Below are 16,833 nucleotides of genomic sequence, written 5' to 3'. Positions count from 1 at the left end.
TTCAGGGGACGCGGTTGGCGCGGCGGACCAGGACGGTGGACACCAGGCCGAGAACCAGAGCGAGGACGCCGAGGACCACACCCGCGACCGCAGTGGCGCGGCCCGGGACCTCGCCCACCACCCAGGGCGAGACCGCCATCCACAGGCCGGTCACCCCGAGCGCGCCGCTCAGCCCGGTCATGCGCTCCGGGGCCACCGTGAAGCCTCCGGCCAGCAGACAGACCGCGCAGCCCACGACCAGGTCGTGCACCGCGAGGTCGTGGTGGGTACCGGCGAAGCCCAGCACCCAGGGGGAGACCGCGTAGAACAGGCCGACCAGGAAGACCGGTCCGTTCACCAGCGCCACGTCGTGCCCGCTCAGCACCCGGAGGCGGCGTCCCCCGGTCTCGAAAGCACCGGGAGGGTACGTGCCGTCGTCCCTTCCCTGCATGAAACCTGGCACCTGAGGGCTCCTCACAATTGCCGTCCCATGGGCTGCCTAGGGCACATGTTGTCGTCCGGGTCCGGGGCGGAACATCACACATGTGAGTGATTGGTGACCGCTGGACAGGAGCCGCCCACCATGTGCCCCTTTTGGCATATTTGTGTGATGTGGTCCGCCAGTGCGCGGAGCACCCTCGGGCGGAGCGCTCTCCACTTCCGAATGGAGGAACCCGTGTCCGACACACAGAACTCGGTCCGCAGGGACGACAGCAATCTGGGCCGGGTGGGCCGGCGATGGGGCTGGCTGGCCGTCCTCGCCATCGGCCTGCTGGTGTTCTGGCTGATCCACTCGGCGCTGATCTCCACCGCAAACCCCAATCTCGTCCCTGCGCTGCTCTTCTTCGGGGCGGCCCCGGTCCCGGCGGCGTTCGTCAGTTTCGTGGCCGGGCGGCGACTCGACTTCGGCGTCGGATCGGCCGCCGTGGGCATCACAGCGCTGGTCGGCGGTGCCATCGGCGTGACCATGGCCGGGTTCCTGGAGTACCGGACGCTGATCCTGCTGGACGTGCTGCCGATGACCGCCGTGGGGGTGATCGAGGAGGCGGCGAAGCTCGTCATGCCGCTGGTGCTGCTGCTGTTCATCCGGCGCCGGTCCACCGGCGACGGCCTGCTCATCGGTGTTGCCTCGGGCGCGGGCTTCGCGGTGTTCGAGACGATGGGTTACGCCTTCGTCGAACTCGTCCAGTCCGGCGGTGACCTGCATGTGGTGGACCATCTGCTGGTGGTCCGCGGCCTGTTGAGCCCTGCCGCCCACATGGCGTGGACCGGGCTGACCAGTGCCGCGTTGTGGTCGGCCATGGCGCATCACTGGCAGCGCCGCTCCGTCGGGGTCCTGGTCCTGGTCTACGCGATCGCCGTGGGCCTGCACACGGCCTGGGACAGCTTCGACGACGACACGGCCTACGTGGTACTGGCGGCCGTCAGTCTCTCCCTGCTGGTGTTCACCACCCACCGACTGGCCGGCCTGTCCCGGTCTGCGGGCATCACTCTGCCCGCCGCCACGTCGGCGGTGGCTCCCGCCTCGCACGGCTGATCCGCACCGGGCGGTCCCACCACGGATCCGGAAGGGGGGTTCTACGACTGATCCGCCGTCGGCTTGTTGGTGACGGCGGATCAGGAGGGGCGGAGGCGGGTACCGGCGGGCGGGTCTGTCCCGGGGCCGAGCCCGTGCGGTCACCCCGACGCAACGTCGTACGTGTTGGTCCTCCCACCCCTCCCGGTCGTCTCGGCGCTGTCCGCGCCCGGACCCGTGCCCGTACCGAGCTGTCGGCGATCGTCATCGGACAGCCCGCCCCAGACTCCGTAGGTCTCCCCATGCCTGAGAGCCGTGGCCGCGCAGATGTCGACGACCTCGCACCCGCCGCAGACTGCACGGGCCCGATCCTCGCGGATGCGGCGCGCCCGACCCCGCTCCCCCGGCGGCGAGAAGAAGGTGGTGCTGCTCATGCCGCGGCGCGCTGCTGCCACTGCCAGTCGACCAGCAAGGGACGCAGTGTGTTCTTGGGTGTGTTGCGCATGGTCCTCTTCCTCTCTGTCTGCGCCTGCCCGCCACGGCGGTCGGCCCCATAGACGTCACTCGGCCAGCTGGGCCCACTCGTCCCAGTCCACGCCGTCCATTTCGGTCCCCCGCGGGACCATGTCGTAGGTCCTCGCCAACCAGGTCACGACCGGCTCGGCAGGGATCTCGAACACCGCCCTTTGGGGGTTGCCCACGCGGACGCAGAAGGAGGACGGCTCGCCGTCGTATGCGTGCATCGGCCAGAACGTCACGTCGCCATCGCCCACACGGGCGGTCATGCCCTCGGCCAGGAGATCTCGAGACAGGATCCAGGTCACCGGCCGCACGCCCGCGGTGCCTAGAACCAGGGTGACGGCGAGCGGGTCCTGGGCGTCGTAGGAGAACTCGCACTGCAGTGACAGGTCGAGTTCGGAGGACACCCAGTGCGTGATCTCCAGTACGAGATGGCACTTCTTCATAGTCGCCTCCCAGAAGGGCCTCAGCCGGTCATCCGGCGGGGAACGTAGGTTGTTGTGCTGCTGCGTCGTGCCGGGCTCAGCCGATGGCACGCAGAGCCCGGGTGTTTCGGCGTGCGGCGGCGATCAGTTCGAAGACCGCGGTGGCCAGCAGGACAAAGCCGCCGACGTCGGCCAGCTGCGCCGGTGATTCGTAGGGGAAGCCGGTCAAGAACAGGCCTGCCGAGACGATCACCGCGGTCAGGACGTCGTAGACGAGGACGTGGCTCACCGAGGGCGAGGTCACAGAGATCGCCATGGTCAGTCCCCGCAGCAGCCAGCCGCAGCCGGTCCACAGGCCGAGCAGGAACACCGTGTCGGCGCGGCCGGTGAGGAGGACCGCACCCAGCGGCAACGCGGCGCACCCGCCGACAGCCAGCAGCCACCGGACGGCCGCCGAGGCCGTGGACCGGCGCACGGCCAGCAGCTGGAGCACCCCCTGCACCGCGATGTGCACCCCGAACAGCGCCCCGGTCGCGGCCGGTGTGGGTACGGGTACGACGATCAGCAGAGCGCCGGCAGAAGCCGAGACCAATGAACCCGCCAGCATCGTCGCCCGGGTGAGGGCACCGCTCGGGCGGGCGGACCAGCGGGAAGGCTCGGAGTGCGGCGCGGGCCGGCGCATCCGGTCGCCCACCTCAGCGTGAGGTGTTTCCAGGTGAACCATGTCCACTCCCCGTTCCTGGCCACAAGTGTTCGGTCCGCTGCGGCGTATTTCTCTACCTGCCGGTGAGCGCCAAGTCTCAAAGTGGCCGACATCCCGGTCTGTCGTGTGCTCCCTCGCCCTTGCTCGGGGTTCCCCCGAACCCTTGTAGGGCCCACCCCACCTTCGGGCCGACTCCAATCGTTTGACCTGCGGCGGCGTCCGGCCGTCCGCGCAGGCCGCGACCGCCGGGAACGACCCGACCCTCGCCCGGAGCTCGGGTTTTCCCTACACCGACCGTCAGGTGGGCCCGCTGTGGGCGCTCCGGAGTCCTTGACAGCCACCGGGCGCAGCAAGGACACATGCTGGTAGCGGGCCACACACTCCATGTGTGCCGGCCGTGGACACAGCACGTGTGAGTGCGCGGGAGGCACGGCACACGGAACAGTGGAGGCTGCCTTGCTGAAGGCGACGACGACCGACATCCCTGACCAGCTTCTACGGCGGGTGCGGTGTCTCGTCCACCGTCACGAAGGTGGGGTGCTGTGGATCGAGGGCCCCGCAGACGTCGGCAAGTCCTACCTGCTGGCAACGACCGCCGAGCGGGCGGCCCGGACCCGGGCGGCAACGGTTCTGACCGCCCCTCTGCTCAGTGCTCTCGCACCCCAGGGGGACGGGGAGCCCGACTCTCCGTACCTGTTGCTGCGGCAGGTCGAGGACGGTCTGCGGGAACTCGCCCGCCAGGGCCCGGTCCTCGTGGTCCACGACGACGTGCACCACTGCGACCACCTGACGCTTCTCGCTCTGCGCACACTCACCGCACGGCTGGTCGGACTGCCCCTGCTGTGGGTGCTCGCCGCACGCTCCCACCTCGACGCGCCGACGGTCACGGCCCTGCGCCGCGGCCTGCCGGCCGAGCAGACGGATGGCTTCGAGCTCACCGCCCTCGAACCCGATGCCGTACGGCGGCTCGTGGCGGACCTCATGGGTGCACGCGCCGCGGAGGCCGAACCGTATCTGCCACTGCTCGGCGGGTTGCCCGGCGTGATCAGGCACGCCTGTGCGCTGCTCGCCTCGTCACCCGGCAGTCAGGAGATGATCGCGGCCGTCGTCACCCGCCGCCTCGACCAATTGACACCGCCCGCCCGGGAACTGGTGCTGACCGCCTCGGTGTTGGGCGACCGCCTCGATGTACGGCAGCTGTCCCGGATGCTGGAGCGCTGGGAACCCGCCCTGCTGAGCCCTCTGCGCGAAGTGCTCGCGGCGGGGCTCATGCGCACCGAGCAACAACACCTCGCCTTCGCGCATCCGTCGCTGCGCGCGGCAGTCGCTGCCACACTGCCCCCGCCGGTGCGCCAGTCCGTGCGCCGTCGGTCGGTCGACCTGGGCCTCGCGGACGGCACGCCCGCCACGACGCTCGCGGCCGAGATCGGCGCGCCCGCGGACCTCGGCGACGAGCAAGCTATCCGCGCGCTGGAGGCCGCCGCCCGAGAGGTCGCGCCGCTCGCGCCGGCGGCAGGCGCCGCGTATGTACGCCGTGCGATGGAGCTGGCCCTACCCGCCACACCCCGGCGCTCGCGGCTGGCGGCACGGCTGGTCCCGCTGCTGTGGGAGTCGGGCGAATCCGCCGAGGCCCGCACCCTGGCCCGCGAGGTACTCCAAACGCCTCCCGACGCGGTCACCCACGCCCACGTGTGCCTGGAACTGGCCCGGATGGGCGGCCCGTTCCCCTTGCCTCAGGCCGACGCCCACCTGCGACGCGCCTTGCACCACCCTGACGTCCCGCTGCCGGTGAAGGACCAGCTGCGCTCGACGACCCTGCTGCACCGTCTGCTGTCGGGAGAGGCCGATGAATCCGGCGGGATCCTGACCGGGGCGCTGGCCCACGCCCGTGGCACCCACCCGCTGAACGATCTGACCCTGCGCACGCTCCGCTCGATCAGCGTCTGTCGTCGGCAGCGCTGGAGCGACGCCCTGCGGCACAGCGAGCCGGTGCCGGCGCAGGCCGCCGAACTCGATACGGCGTGCGGACCCATGCTTCCTGAAGTCGTCCTGTCGATGGCCTGGAGAGCCGAGCTGCTGGGCCTGGCCGGCGACACCCGAGGTGCCGAGGATCTGGTCGAGGGCGGTCTGGCGGAAGCGGAGCAGCGGGGCCGCCGGGCGTACGCGGCGCTGTGGCGCACCGCGCGGGCCCGGCTGCTGCTGAGCAGCGGCCAACTGCGGAAGGCAGCACGGGAACTCACGGCAGCTCAGGAATCGGCCGCAGAGCAAGACCAGGCCACGGCAGGTACGTCCGACGCCGCGCATGAAGCAGCCGTGCTGTGCGTGCGGGCCCGAACCGCCTTCCACCTAGGCGACGACCGCGAGGTAGAGGCGTGCGCGGCGCGCGCGGAGGCGTATCTCGCGAGTGGAGACCAGCAAACGCGCCGGGCCGGAGCGTGGGTGTCGCTCCTGATCGCCCTGTACCGGGACGAGCCCGTGACCGATGAACGGCTCACGTCCGCCGCCGCCCTCCTGCGCCGCGGTCTCCTGCACGTGTCCTGTGTCGATGCGGGGGACATCGTCCTGCTGGTGGCGGCGGCGCTGACCGCCGGGCAGCGTGACATGGCGGCGGCCGCGGTGGATTTCGCCGCGGAGCGGGCCCGGCTCAACCCCGGCCTGCCCCTGTTCGCCGCCGCCGCCACACACGTGCGGGGCCTGTACGCAGGGGACGCGGAGTTGCTCATGGCAGCAGCCGAAGGTCACGGGCAGGCCCGCCCACTGCTGCGGGCCCGCGCTCTGGAGGACGCCGGTGCATGCGGGGCAACGGCCAATGCCGGCCCACGCTTGCAGGAGGCGCTCAGCGGCTATGGCAGCTGCGGGGCCGAGCACGACGCTCAGCGGGTGCGCGGCAAACTGCGCGCACTCGGCGCCCGACCTCTCTCCGCGGCCTCCGCCACCGCGCCCGGCGTGAAATGGCGCGGGCTGACCCGGTCGGAACTTGGCGTGGTGCGGCTGATCGCTCACGGCGCCACCAACCGTGAGGCGGCGGAACAGCTGTTCGTCTCCCCACACACCGTCAACACCCATCTGCGGCACGCCTTCGAGAAATTGGGCGTCCGCTCACGGGTCCAGCTGGCCCGGCTGTACGCGCGGGAGGTCGACTTGGCCGACGCTCCTGTCCGGCCCCCCTCGAGGTCGGCTTCGCGGAGCGTCACCCTGGGTACTCCCCGCTCCGCGGCAGGAGGATGACGGTGCGGACGGGCCGAACCCCGAGGCCGCGGGCCCGGCTGGCGGTTCGTCCGTCCCTTGCGTGCTCAAAGTCGTGACGCCACAGGCAGCCTGCTGCCCGTTCCTGGCCAACTGAAGCGCATACGCCCCCGGTTAGGATCTCGCCATGAGGCAACCACTGCGTGCGGTGCTCGGAGAAGACCAGCCGTTCATGCGTGAAGGCATCGCGGCCATCCTGCGCAGGGCCGGAATCGACGTGATCGAGGCCGTCGACAACGCGGTGGATCTCGTCCGGGCCGCCGAGGAACACCACCCCGACGTGGTGATCACCGACATCAGGATGCCTCCCGGTTTGGAGGCGGACGGTCTGCGGGCCGCGCAGAAGATCCGCGCGACCCGGCCGGAGACCGCTGTCATCGTCCTCTCCCAGTTCCTGGAAGCCTCCTACGCGCTCGACCTGGTCGGGGACGACCCGAGCGGAGTCGGTTATCTCCTCAAGGAGAAAGTGGCCAGTCCGCAGATCCTCATCGACGCCGTCGAGCGGGTCCTGGCCCGCGACTCGGCCCTGGACCCCGATGTGATCGCGGCATTGCTGGGACGCAAGCGCCCGGAGGACCCGCTGGCCGCGCTCACGCCGAAGGAGCGGGAGGTCCTGGCGCTCATGGCGGAGGGCCAGTCCAACACGGGGATCTCCGAGCAGCTCTTCGTGAGCGTCGCCGCCGTGGAACGCCATGTCACCGGCATCTTCCTGAAGCTGGGCCTGAACCAGTCGGCCACCGGGCAGCACCGGCGGGTCCTGGCGGTGCTGCGCTACCTCGGTCAGTAGGCGCGTGGGCCGTCACGCAGCCGTCAGGGCGCGGTGGGTGTGAAGAGGCTCTTCAGGTCGGCATCGAAAAGTTTGTCCTTGGCCACGAAGGACTCGATGCCCGCGCGCCGGAGTTCGTCCGGTGACCAGAACGATTTGTCGGTGGAGGTCAGTACGATCCGCGGCCGGTCGCTCTCCTGTGCCAGCCGGCGTGCCACGGTCAGCCCGTCGGTGTCGGGCAGGTGTAGATCGAGCAGCAGTCCGTCAGGGCGATGGGCCCGCACCGCGGCCAGGGCCGAGGCGCCGTCCTGGGACTCCGCCACGACACGCAGGCCACGTGCCGTCAGCAGCATCATGGCGATGCGGCGGAACCCAGGGTCGTCGTCGACGACGACGATGTTGATGGACATGCCTTCAGCATGCCGAACCGCCTCGCCACGGGACCATAGGGGGAGCCCTACGCTTTATGTATCGCTCACGCAAAGAGAACCCCAGCAGACCTCTCACCACCCCTTCCTCGCCGGCCTGGTCGGCAAGGGCAGCACGATCTGGTTGCCCTTTAGACTGCACCCATTACATGACCGCATGGAGCCAGGTGCAGCGCAGCCGGGTCGGCGGATGTCACCGGGTCTCCGGACGTCAGCCATGGAGGCCGCTGGATGAATGACCTGGACTCGACCGTCTGTCCGGCCTCGACACGACTGGTCGGACGCGACAGGGACCTCGCCTTCATCCACTCCTTCTTCGGTAACTCCGAGGTCCAGGGCGCCGCCCTGCTGCTGTCGGGCGAGGCGGGGGTGGGCAAGACGGCCGTGCTCGACGCGGTGGCGGCCGGTGCCCTCCACAACGGCGTCCGGGTGCTGCGCGCGGCCGGTGTGCAGTTCGAGGCGGACATCAGCTACGCCGGGCTCAACCAGCTTCTCGTGCCGCTCTTCGACGACTTCGACGTCCTGGACCCCGTCCACCGCGACGCCCTGCGGGTCGCCGTCGGCATCGGCAGCGGCCCGGCGCCGGACCAGCTGCTGACCTCAACCGCGGTCCTGCTGCTGCTCCGGCTGACGGCGGCCCGTACGCCGCTCCTGCTCGTCGTCGACGACCTGCCGTGGCTGGATCGGGCGACCAACGCCGTGCTCGGCTTCGTCGCCCGGCGGCTGGTCGGCAGCACGATCAGTTTTCTCGCCGCCTCCCGTGAGGGCTCCGAGAGCTTCTTCGAGTCCAGCGGTCTGACCGAGCGCCGTCTCGAGCCGCTGGACGACGCCTCATCCACCGAACTGCTGGTCCTCGCACACCCCGACGTCTCCCCCGCCGTACGACGCCGTATTGCGGCCGAGGCGCGCGGCAACCCGCTGGCGTTGGTGGAGTTGCCGGTGGCGCTCTCGGCGGAGCAGCGGTCGACGCTGGCGGCGGTGCCGGCCGTGCTGCCGCTGAGTGAGCGGTTGCAGGCGCTGTTCGCGTCCCGGGTGGCGGAGCTACCCGCACGCAGCCGTGAGCTGCTGCTGCTCGCGGCCCTCGACGGGACGGGGGACCTCGCGTCCGTCGAGGCGGCGGCGTCCGGGCGGGCCGATGTCGACGATCTCGTTTTCGCCGAGCAGGCCCGGCTGGTGACGATCTCCGCAGGCAACCGGCGGCTGTCGTTCCGGCATCCGCTGATTGGTTCTGCGGTGGTGGAGCTGGCGACGCCGACGGAGCGCAGACGAGCCCATCGGGCGCTCGCGGACGTCCTCGGGGGCCAGCTGGAGCGGCGTGCCTGGCACCTGGGCGAGGCGGCGACGGGCCCGGACGAGACGGTCGCGGCCCTGCTGGAGGAGGCCGCGCGCGGCCGACTGCGCCGCGGGGACGCGTTGGGCGCGGTGGCGGCGCTGACCCGGGCCGCGGGCCTCAGTCCGGCGGCGTCGGACGAGAGCCGCAGGCTGGCGGTGGCGGCCTATGTCGGCGTGGACTCGGGCGGTGAGCTGGAGGACGCCACCCGGCTGCTGGCCGAGTCCCGGCTCGTCCATCCGATCGGCCATCAGTCGCTGCACGCGGCGACGGCGTCGGCGTTTCTGCTGATCAACCGAGACGGCGACATCGACACCGCCTACCGGCTGCTGATCGGCGCGATCGAATCCGCGCAACCCGATCACGGCTACAACGCCTCGGACGAGGGGCTCATCGAGGCGCTGCATCTGCTGATCCTGCTGTGCTGGTACGGCGGTGACCCGAAGCTGTGGGAGCCGATGCTGGCGTTCATGGACCGGCTCACTCCCGAACCGCCCGAGCTGCTCCAGGTGATCACCCAGACCTTCGGCGACCCGGCCCGCACCGGTGCGGCGGCGCTACCTCGGCTGACGGAGCTGATCGCCACGGTCGGGGACGACCCCACCCGGGTGATCCGGGTCGGAACCGCCTCGGTCTTCGCCGACCGGCTCGGGGACTTCCGGTGGGCCACGCGCCGGCTGGTGGAACAAGGCAGGGCCGGTACCGCGCCGGTGCGTCGGCACCTGGGTGCGCTGATGCACCTGGGCCTGGACTACTTCCATCTGGGCCGGTGGGACGACGCCGCGCAGCTGGCGGCCGAGGGGCTGACCCTGTGCGAGAACCACGACTACCGGTTCTTCGCGTGGTACTTCCAGTACATCCAGGCGGCGGTGGCGGCGGCGCAGGGGGACGCGGAAACCAGCGCCGCGCTGACCGAGGAGATCGTCCGGTGGGCGATGCCGCGCGGAACGTACGGCGCCCGATTCTTCGCCTGTCACGCACGGGCGCTGGCCGCGCTCGGCAGCGGCGACTTCGAGACCGCCTACAAGCACGCCTGCACGCTGAGCCCGCCCGGGACGGTGGCCCCCTATGTGCAGATCGCCCTGTGGGGCACGATGGATCTGGTCGAGGCGGCCATCCGTACCGGCCGGGACCAAGAGGCCGCGGCGCACGCGGCGGCGATGCGCGCGTCGTCAATGGCGGCCCTGTCGCCACGGCTGGAGATGCTGGTGCTGGCCTGCGAGGCACTGACCACGCCCGGCCGGCCGAGCCTGGCGCTCTTCGAGCAGGCGCTGTCGCTGCCCGACCCGGAACGCTGGCCCTTCGACGTGGCGCGGGTGCGGCTCTTCTACGGCGAACGGCTGCGGCGGCTGCGGGCCACGGCGGATTCCCGGGAGCAGCTGACTCAGGCACTGGAGACCTTCCAGCGCCTCGGTGCCAAGCCCTGGGTGACGCGTACGGTGGCGGAGCTGCGAGCCAGTGGCCAGTCCACGCCCGCTGCCGCCCGGCCGGGGCCGGTGGCGCTGACCGCGCAGGAGTTGCAGATCGCGACGCTCGCGGCGACCGGGCTGACCAACAAGCAGATCGCCGAGCGGCTCTTCCTGTCCCATCGGACCATCGGCACACACCTGTACCAGATCTATCCGAAGCTGGGCATCACTTCGCGGGCCGCGCTGCGGGACGCGCTGTCGGAGCTCGACGCGCGCAACGACGGCGGGTGAGGCAACCCTCGTGATCCCCAAGCGTTTGCCGTTTCCCCAAGTCATTTGACCTATGCCGGGTCGGGGCCAGACGGCCAGAGTGGGGCGGGAGGGCGCCCTTCCGGTACGCCCTCGACTGGTGGCCGTTCCCGAGGTCACCCGCATCACGAAAGGGGAACCGGATGCCCGGCGCGTCGGAGAGCCATCCGGACATCCACTGGCCCTCGGGCTTCTCCCCCGACCAGGCCCAGAATTTCTGTCAGGCGCAGGCCGTCGTGCACGCGCCACCCGATGTGGCCTTCACACTGCTGAGCGATGTGGGGCGGTGGCCACAGTGGGTACCGGGCATCGCCAAAGTGCAGGCCGGGCAGCTCCCCAGGACCTACCAGGTGTGGTTCCACCAGCACCGGTTCGAGATCTTCATGGGCGAGCACGTGCCGCATCACCGGCTCGGCTGGTCGGGCATCGGCGCCGGGGTGCAGCTGTATCAGGCGTGGCTGCTCGTCCCGGTCGAGGTCGGTACGCATGTAGTAACCGAGAACGTCGTGCGCGGTGCCGCCGCCAAGTCATTCCAGGCAGCGTCCCCGGTGTGGGCGCAGCGGATGAATTCCCTGTGGCTGGCCCAGCTCAAGAGGCTCTCGGAGACTCCCCCGGAAGGCGCTTCCGGCCGGCACCCGTGAGGGCGTCGGCCGGGCGAAACGTGCTGGGTGCGATCGGTCAGGCGGCGGATACGGGCTCCTCGGCGACGGTGGCGGGAGCGGAAGCGGCCTCGCCGCCCTTGCGGGTCGGCTTGAGGAAGAGGGCGAGCAGGATGCCGACGGCGAGGGTGGGGGCGATCCAGAGATAGCCGGTGGCGGTGGCGTGGGCGAAGGCGTCCAGGGCGGTGTCGCGGAGGGCGCCGGGCAGCTGCCCGATCGTGTCGGGGCGGGCGGCGTCGAAGCCGCCGGCGGTGGGCAGGGCGTGGGTGCGGTCGGCGAAGCCGGTGTTGAGGAGGGTGCCGAAGACGGCGACTCCGAAGGCAGCACCGATGGAACGGGCGAAGGTGACCACGGCGCTGGCGGCGCCGAGATCGGCGACGGGCACGCTGTTCTGGACGGTGGTCAGGACGACCATGGGGACCATGCCGATGCCGACGCCGGTGATCAGGAAGTAGACGCTCAGCACGAGGGTGTTGGTGGCGGCGCCGATGGTGCCGAGCAGGAGCAGTCCGGCGAGGTTGGCCGCCAGGCCGCCGAGCAGGATCCTCCGCAGCAGGCCGACGCGCGAGGCCCAGCGTCCGGCCAGGGACTGGCTGATGACCAGACCGGCGACCAGCGGCAGCATGTAGACGCCGGACAGGGTGGCGGAGACGCCGTGGACGATCTGGAGGTAGGTCGGCAGGTAGACCAGTACGGCGAACATGGCGGCGTTGGCGAAGAAGCCGATCAGCGAGGAGAACACGACGGTCCGGGAGCCGAGCATGGCCGGCGGCAGGACGGGGGCGGCGGCGCGGCGCTCGACCGGGACCAGGAGCACGGCCAGCGCGACGGTGGCGACGATCAGGCCGACGATGGCCGGAGAGCCCCAGCCCCAACGCTCACCGAACGAGGTGATCAGGACCAGGCCGGTGGCGATGGCAGCCAGCAGGGTCGCGCCGAGGTAGTCGATGCGGGCCTTGGTACCCCGGGTGGCGGCGGGCAGGGCGCGGGCGGCGATGATCAGGGCCACGATGCCGACGGGCAGGTTGACCAGGAAGGCCCACCGCCAGGAGAGCTGGTCAGTAAAAACACCGCCGAGCAGGGGACCGACGATGCTGGCGACGCCGTAAACCGAGCCGAACATGCCCTGGTACCGGCCGCGTTCGCTCGGGGCGACGATGTCGCCGACAAGGGCGAAGGTCAGCACGATCATGCCGCCGCCTCCGATGCCCTGGAGGACGCGGGCGCCGATCAGCTCGGGCAGATTCTGGGCCAGACCGCAGGCGACCGAGGCGATCAGGAAGACCGAGGTGGCGGTCAGGTAGAGCGGCTTGCGGCCGAACATGTCGCCAAGCTTGCCCCACAGCGGGGTGACGGCGGTCGAAGCGAGCAGGTATGCGGCGCTGACCCACGCGATGTCGTCGAACCCATTCAGATCCTGTGCTATCCGGGGCAGCGCGGTGGAGACGATCGTCTGGTCAAGAGAGGCGAGCAGAACGGCCAGGATCAGTGCGCTCATCGCGGCGGCGACCCCGCCGACCTTGGGTGACGAGGACTCGGTTGCCTTCGACATGGAAGGTGACCTTTCTAGAAGTGAAACACCAAAATGACGAAACCTCTAAGATCTGTCACTTTAATGTAGCACTTACAGGTGTGGGATCTACTCCCACGGGGCGGTAGATGTCTCAGGCATCACATTCCGGCACTAGACTCGGGCCGGTGAGAGCCGACGCAGCACGCAATCTCAAAGCAGTCTTGGCGACAGGGGCACGTATGCTCGCCGCCGATCCCGGCGCCAGCATCGCGAGCATCGCCACCGAAGCAGGTGTCGACCGGCGTACCGTCTACCGGCGCTTCGCCAACCGCGACGACCTCCTCGCGGCCATCTACGAAGCCCGTCTCACGGCCATCGAGGACGCCATCGAGGAGGCCCGCCTGTGCGAAGCCCCTGTCGCCGTCGCCCTGCACCGCTACGTCGAGAACATCATCGTCGTCAATCGGATCTGGCCCGTCGACCTCCCCCGCATGCTCGCCGACGACAGCGTCCACGCACGCCGCGACGCGGCCATCCACGCGGTCGACGCCTTCCTGCAACGCGCCACCGATGAGGGCCTCATGCGTCCCGGCCTCGCAGAGGGCTGGGCGAGCGCGCTGCTGCCGCAACTCATGCACCTGGTGAACCAGCAACTGCCCGAGCTGAGCCCGGGCCAGGCTGCGGACGTGGTCGTCGACACCCTGCTGAACGGTCTGGGGACGTCCTGACACACCGAAGGCCCTCGGCAGACACCTTCCTTCACGTCTCTGCCGAGGGCCTTCGGCGCGGGGTGGCGGTGTCACAAGGGCACCGCCACCCACCTCATTCCACGACCTGTCGAGTCGTGTCCACCTCGGAGGCCTCCCGCTTCTCCCCCGCCTTCCGTGGACGCTGGGCCCCCCTGGAGGGCGACGGCACGGTACCGGGCAGGCGGACGCGGCGGAGTCGGGGCTGTACGTTCGCGGCGGCGGAGCGCTTCAAGGTTTCTCCCATCAGGGGTGCGAAGAGATCCCCAGGCGGATAGATCGCGGGGCGAGGAGATCGCCGGGCGAGGAGTGGATGTCCCGCAAACCACAGAAGCAGCCGACACATTCCGCATCTGCTCAGCCCTGCCGTACTCCTTCGAGGAAACGGCCCGCCAGGTCGACGCGTTCGGCGAGCGTGGCGGGTATCTGCCCGAAATCCACGAAGAGTTCGTGCACGCCCGCCTCTGCGGCGGCCCGCGCGTAGTCGACGTACTGGGTGAGCGTGCCCGCCTCCGGCATCCGGTCCACGTCGGTCTTCGTGTCGGTCAGCTCGGGGTTGACGCGCAGAGCCATGTGCAGGGCCGCAGGGTCGCGTTCGGCCTGCACCGCCTCCTTCTGGATGACGTCCCACATGCCCAGCAGGTGAGGCAGCGGCATCGCCACGGGCAGCCAGCCGTCGAGACGCCGTCCGACGCGCCGCAGTCCGCCAGGGCTGAACGCCGCGAGCAGCAACGGCGGCCCGGGCCGCTGGCTCGGCTTCAGGCCCACCACGGTCTCCGGGATGGTGAACAGCGGCCCCCCGTGCGCGAAGACGTCGTTGGCCCAGTACGCCTCCAGGACGTCCAGCGTCTCCTCGAGCCGCGCTCCGCGTCCCTTCCAAGGCACGCCGACCGCGGTGTACTCGTCGGGCATCCAGCCCAGGCCGAGCCCGACGACCAGGCGCCCATGGCTGACGACGTCGAGGGTGGTCAGGGAGCGGGCCAGCATCAACGGCGACTGCCACAGGCCGTTGAGCGTGCTCGTACCCAGGCGGACCCGGGTGGTGTGGGCCGCGGCGAACGTCAGGGCGACCAAGGGGTCCATGTGGTTCTCGTAGGCACGCGGCATCGCGCCGGACGAACTCGGGTACGGGGCGGTCGGCACCCGAGGCGCGAGGACACGGTCGCCGGTCCACAGGGAGTCGTATCCCATCTCCTCCGCGGTGCGGCTGACGCGCTGGATGCCTTCCGGGCCGGCTTCGGGGCCGAAGGTCGGCAGGGCGAGGCCGAGTTTCACAGATGTCTCCTCATGGGGTGGCCCGGTCCGGGACCAGGTCCGGGTGTTCGTCCGTCAGTGGGATGCCGAGCAAGGTCTCCACGGCGGCCACAGTTCGGGCCGGGGCCACGGCGTGGACGGTTGCGAAGCCCAACTCCGCCGCGGGTGGCAGGTGCTGCTCGGTGTCGTCCACGAACACGCACTCCTCGGCGGTCAAGCCGAGTTCCTGCAACACGATCCGGAAGATCTCAGGTTCCGGTTTGCGCGTGCCGTGCCCTTCGGACAGCACCACAGCGTCGTAGCGCGTCTCCAGGTCGTAGCCGTCGTACAGGTTCCACGGGGCCAGGCCAACCGAGTTGGACAGGATCCCGACCTTGACCCCCGCGCGGCGGGCGGCGGCGGCCGCGGCGATCATCGCGGGCTCAGGGCGCAGGTCGGCGAAGATGCGACCCATCAGGTTGTCAGGCGGGATACCGAGACGGATAGCCGCCGCCTCGTTCCACTGGGTCTGGGTGAGGTTGCCACGTTCCAGTTCCTCGGTCAGCCGGAGCGCTTCGGGGTCCAGGTAGAGGCCGGTGAGCAGGGTTCCCTCGGCAAGCCCCGCGCGTCGCTCGAAGGCGAACGCGGCGGGCACCAGAGGTGTTGTCAGCACACCACCGAAGTCAAGGACGAGGCCTTTACGGTGCTGGGTCATGCTCACACCTTAAAAGATCGTCATGGGTTGCTTCCCACCAGGTCATGTTTCTCTTCGAGAGGTGTCGACGCCCATGAACATGTGTCAGGTGTGAACCTTCGGGGCACGTAGTTACGTGTTCCGGTGAGGGGTGCTCCTGTGCCACGGCGACGGAGGAACCAGGGAGAGGGCAAGTGAGCACCCCCCCTTTCCGGACCGCTCTGCTCCCTTCCTGGTCCGAGGAGCGGAGCGCGACGACCCCGCACGACGTGCTGGAAGGTCGGCTGATGCACGTCGGCGCGGGGCTGTTCGCCGTCTGCGGCCGCGTGGCTGGGGGGCGCGGTCAGTTGCTCGTGCGGTGCGGGTGCGCCAGGTAGACGCCCAGGATGCGCACCTGCGGTGTGTCGCGGGTCAACGAGCTCAGCTGCCGCGCGGGCGGTTTCGTCGCTGACGAGGGTGCGACGGTCGCCGAGTTGGAGCCGGTTCACCCCGATACGCGGCGGGCATCACCGTGGTCAGCCTTCATCGGGGAGGTCATGTCGCGGGCGGCAGAAGCTCCGTCGTGCAGCGGGCCAGTTGGAGTATCGGTGAGCCTGCTTCGATCAGGCTCAGCAGGGGGTGCCACCCGCCGCCACAGTCTGCCGTCAGCGCGTGTTCGTACGCCACGGCGACCAGATACTGAACGGCCCTCCCGGCACGTGGAACGCGCGCAACGAGCCGCTTCTCAACGGCGGTCGGCAGCCCCTTCCGGGCCGAAGGGGCGTCGTGCAGCGCCGCGGCCAGGCTCAGCCGCTCGTCGTGGAGTACGGTGGCGAGTTCCGTAGCTGTGGCGGCCGCTTGGGGGGTACTGGCCGCCCCGCCCGCATGCGGAGCGGCCAGTACGTCGGTGATACGGCGGGCCGTGCCCAGTGCCAGGGCGGTGACCGCCGTCCAGAGGAACGCCGCGTCGCCGACGCGCAGCGGTGCGCCCGCCGAGTGCGTGGCGAAGCCAGCGGGAACGTACAGGTCGTCGAGGCGGACCAGGCTCCCGGCCCCGCCCCGCCCCGACAGCGCCTTCGTGGCGACGACGAAGAGGTCGGGTTCGCCGGTCGCCGACGCGGGAAGCGGCAGGGCCAGCCAGAGGCCGGTCTCCTCGGCCGCGGGAAGGCTCCACAGTCCGGACAGCGTGAAGCCACCGGGAGTCGGCCGCGCGGTCGCTCCCGGGAAGTCCGCGTGGCACGCCGCGGTCGGCAGGGGCGCGGCCCAGCTCCAGGCGCCCGTCAATGCCTGCCATGCCTCGGCCGGGGCGGCGTGCCCCGCCGACTCGCAGGCCGTGAACACCTGCGCGAGAGGGCTCTCCGGTCCGAGCAGTCGGGGGT

General features: G+C 70.4%; 16 protein-coding genes. 7 read left to right on the top strand and 9 right to left on the bottom strand.

Annotated features, from left to right (window positions below; all coding sequences use genetic code 11):
* Position 1: 1 nt before the first annotated feature.
* On the bottom strand, positions 2 to 430 hold the full coding sequence (locus V2W30_RS40590) for an SPW repeat protein (RefSeq protein ID WP_338704199.1): 429 nt from the start codon (positions 428 to 430) through the stop codon (positions 2 to 4).
* Between the two features lie 225 nt (positions 431 to 655).
* Between V2W30_RS40590 and V2W30_RS40585 the strand changes: the two genes are divergently transcribed.
* The gene (locus V2W30_RS40585; RefSeq protein WP_338704198.1) at positions 656 to 1,516 is read left to right on the top strand and encodes a PrsW family intramembrane metalloprotease; all 861 of its coding nucleotides are present in this window, start codon (positions 656 to 658) and stop codon (positions 1,514 to 1,516) included.
* 140 nt (positions 1,517 to 1,656) lie between these two features.
* Here V2W30_RS40585 and V2W30_RS40580 read toward each other — a convergent pair whose 3' ends face one another.
* From V2W30_RS40580 to V2W30_RS40570, 3 genes are all read right to left on the bottom strand, one after another.
* Entirely contained in the window at positions 1,657 to 1,929 is a 273-nt protein-coding gene (locus tag V2W30_RS40580; protein ID WP_338704197.1) for a WhiB family transcriptional regulator, read from the bottom strand.
* A 126-nt stretch (positions 1,930 to 2,055) separates the two neighbouring features.
* Positions 2,056 to 2,460 (bottom strand): SsgA family sporulation/cell division regulator, encoded by a 405-nt coding sequence (locus V2W30_RS40575; protein WP_338704195.1) that lies wholly within the window; start codon positions 2,458 to 2,460, stop codon positions 2,056 to 2,058.
* 76 nt (positions 2,461 to 2,536) lie between these two features.
* A complete protein-coding gene (locus tag V2W30_RS40570; protein ID WP_338704194.1) occupies positions 2,537 to 3,163 on the bottom strand; it encodes a hypothetical protein in 627 nt (208 codons plus the stop codon).
* Positions 3,164 to 3,679: 516 nt separating this feature from the next.
* Between V2W30_RS40570 and V2W30_RS40565 the strand changes: the two genes are divergently transcribed.
* Positions 3,680 to 6,370 carry a helix-turn-helix transcriptional regulator gene (locus V2W30_RS40565; protein ID WP_338704192.1) on the top strand — a complete coding sequence of 897 codons (2,691 nt, stop codon included), beginning with the start codon at positions 3,680 to 3,682 and terminating at the stop codon, positions 6,368 to 6,370.
* Positions 6,371 to 6,515: 145 nt separating this feature from the next.
* Positions 6,516 to 7,175 (top strand): response regulator transcription factor, encoded by a 660-nt coding sequence (locus tag V2W30_RS40560; RefSeq protein ID WP_338704191.1) that lies wholly within the window; start codon positions 6,516 to 6,518, stop codon positions 7,173 to 7,175.
* Positions 7,176 to 7,198: 23 nt separating this feature from the next.
* Here V2W30_RS40560 and V2W30_RS40555 read toward each other — a convergent pair whose 3' ends face one another.
* Entirely contained in the window at positions 7,199 to 7,564 is a 366-nt protein-coding gene (locus tag V2W30_RS40555) for a response regulator transcription factor (RefSeq protein WP_338704190.1), read from the bottom strand.
* A gap of 249 nt (positions 7,565 to 7,813) precedes the next feature.
* Between V2W30_RS40555 and V2W30_RS40550 the strand changes: the two genes are divergently transcribed.
* Together V2W30_RS40550 and V2W30_RS40545 are read left to right on the top strand one after the other, a co-directional pair.
* The gene (locus V2W30_RS40550; protein ID WP_338704189.1) at positions 7,814 to 10,612 is read left to right on the top strand and encodes an ATP-binding protein; all 2,799 of its coding nucleotides are present in this window, start codon (positions 7,814 to 7,816) and stop codon (positions 10,610 to 10,612) included.
* 161 nt (positions 10,613 to 10,773) lie between these two features.
* Positions 10,774 to 11,271, top strand: a complete 498-nt coding sequence (locus tag V2W30_RS40545; RefSeq protein WP_338704188.1) for an SRPBCC family protein — start codon at positions 10,774 to 10,776, stop codon at positions 11,269 to 11,271.
* A gap of 37 nt (positions 11,272 to 11,308) precedes the next feature.
* On the opposite strand, the gene V2W30_RS40540 is transcribed toward V2W30_RS40545, so the two are convergent.
* Positions 11,309 to 12,841, bottom strand: coding sequence for an MDR family MFS transporter (locus V2W30_RS40540; protein WP_338704187.1), 1,533 nt, complete (start codon positions 12,839 to 12,841; stop codon positions 11,309 to 11,311).
* 200 nt (positions 12,842 to 13,041) lie between these two features.
* Here V2W30_RS40540 and V2W30_RS40535 point away from each other — a divergent pair, with 200 nt between their 5' ends.
* The gene (locus tag V2W30_RS40535) at positions 13,042 to 13,530 is read left to right on the top strand and encodes a TetR/AcrR family transcriptional regulator (protein ID WP_338704186.1); all 489 of its coding nucleotides are present in this window, start codon (positions 13,042 to 13,044) and stop codon (positions 13,528 to 13,530) included.
* Between the two features lie 375 nt (positions 13,531 to 13,905).
* On the opposite strand, the gene V2W30_RS40530 is transcribed toward V2W30_RS40535, so the two are convergent.
* On the bottom strand, positions 13,906 to 14,823 hold the full coding sequence (locus V2W30_RS40530) for a TIGR03619 family F420-dependent LLM class oxidoreductase (RefSeq protein ID WP_338704185.1): 918 nt from the start codon (positions 14,821 to 14,823) through the stop codon (positions 13,906 to 13,908).
* A 10-nt stretch (positions 14,824 to 14,833) separates the two neighbouring features.
* A complete protein-coding gene (locus tag V2W30_RS40525) occupies positions 14,834 to 15,496 on the bottom strand; it encodes an HAD-IA family hydrolase (protein WP_338704184.1) in 663 nt (220 codons plus the stop codon).
* Positions 15,497 to 15,669: 173 nt separating this feature from the next.
* Here V2W30_RS40525 and V2W30_RS40520 point away from each other — a divergent pair, with 173 nt between their 5' ends.
* Positions 15,670 to 15,852, top strand: coding sequence for a hypothetical protein (locus tag V2W30_RS40520; RefSeq protein ID WP_338704182.1), 183 nt, complete (start codon positions 15,670 to 15,672; stop codon positions 15,850 to 15,852).
* Positions 15,853 to 16,009: 157 nt separating this feature from the next.
* On the opposite strand, the gene V2W30_RS40515 is transcribed toward V2W30_RS40520, so the two are convergent.
* Complete coding sequence (locus V2W30_RS40515) at positions 16,010 to 16,795, bottom strand: hypothetical protein (protein WP_338704181.1); 786 nt, start codon at positions 16,793 to 16,795, stop codon at positions 16,010 to 16,012.
* Positions 16,796 to 16,833: the final 38 nt, after the last annotated feature.

Origin of the sequence: Streptomyces sp. Q6, from assembly GCF_036967205.1 — a bacterium.
Classification (GTDB): Bacteria; Actinomycetota; Actinomycetes; order Streptomycetales; family Streptomycetaceae; genus Streptomyces; species Streptomyces citrinus.
This window is presented reverse-complemented; position numbering and strand designations above follow the sequence as displayed.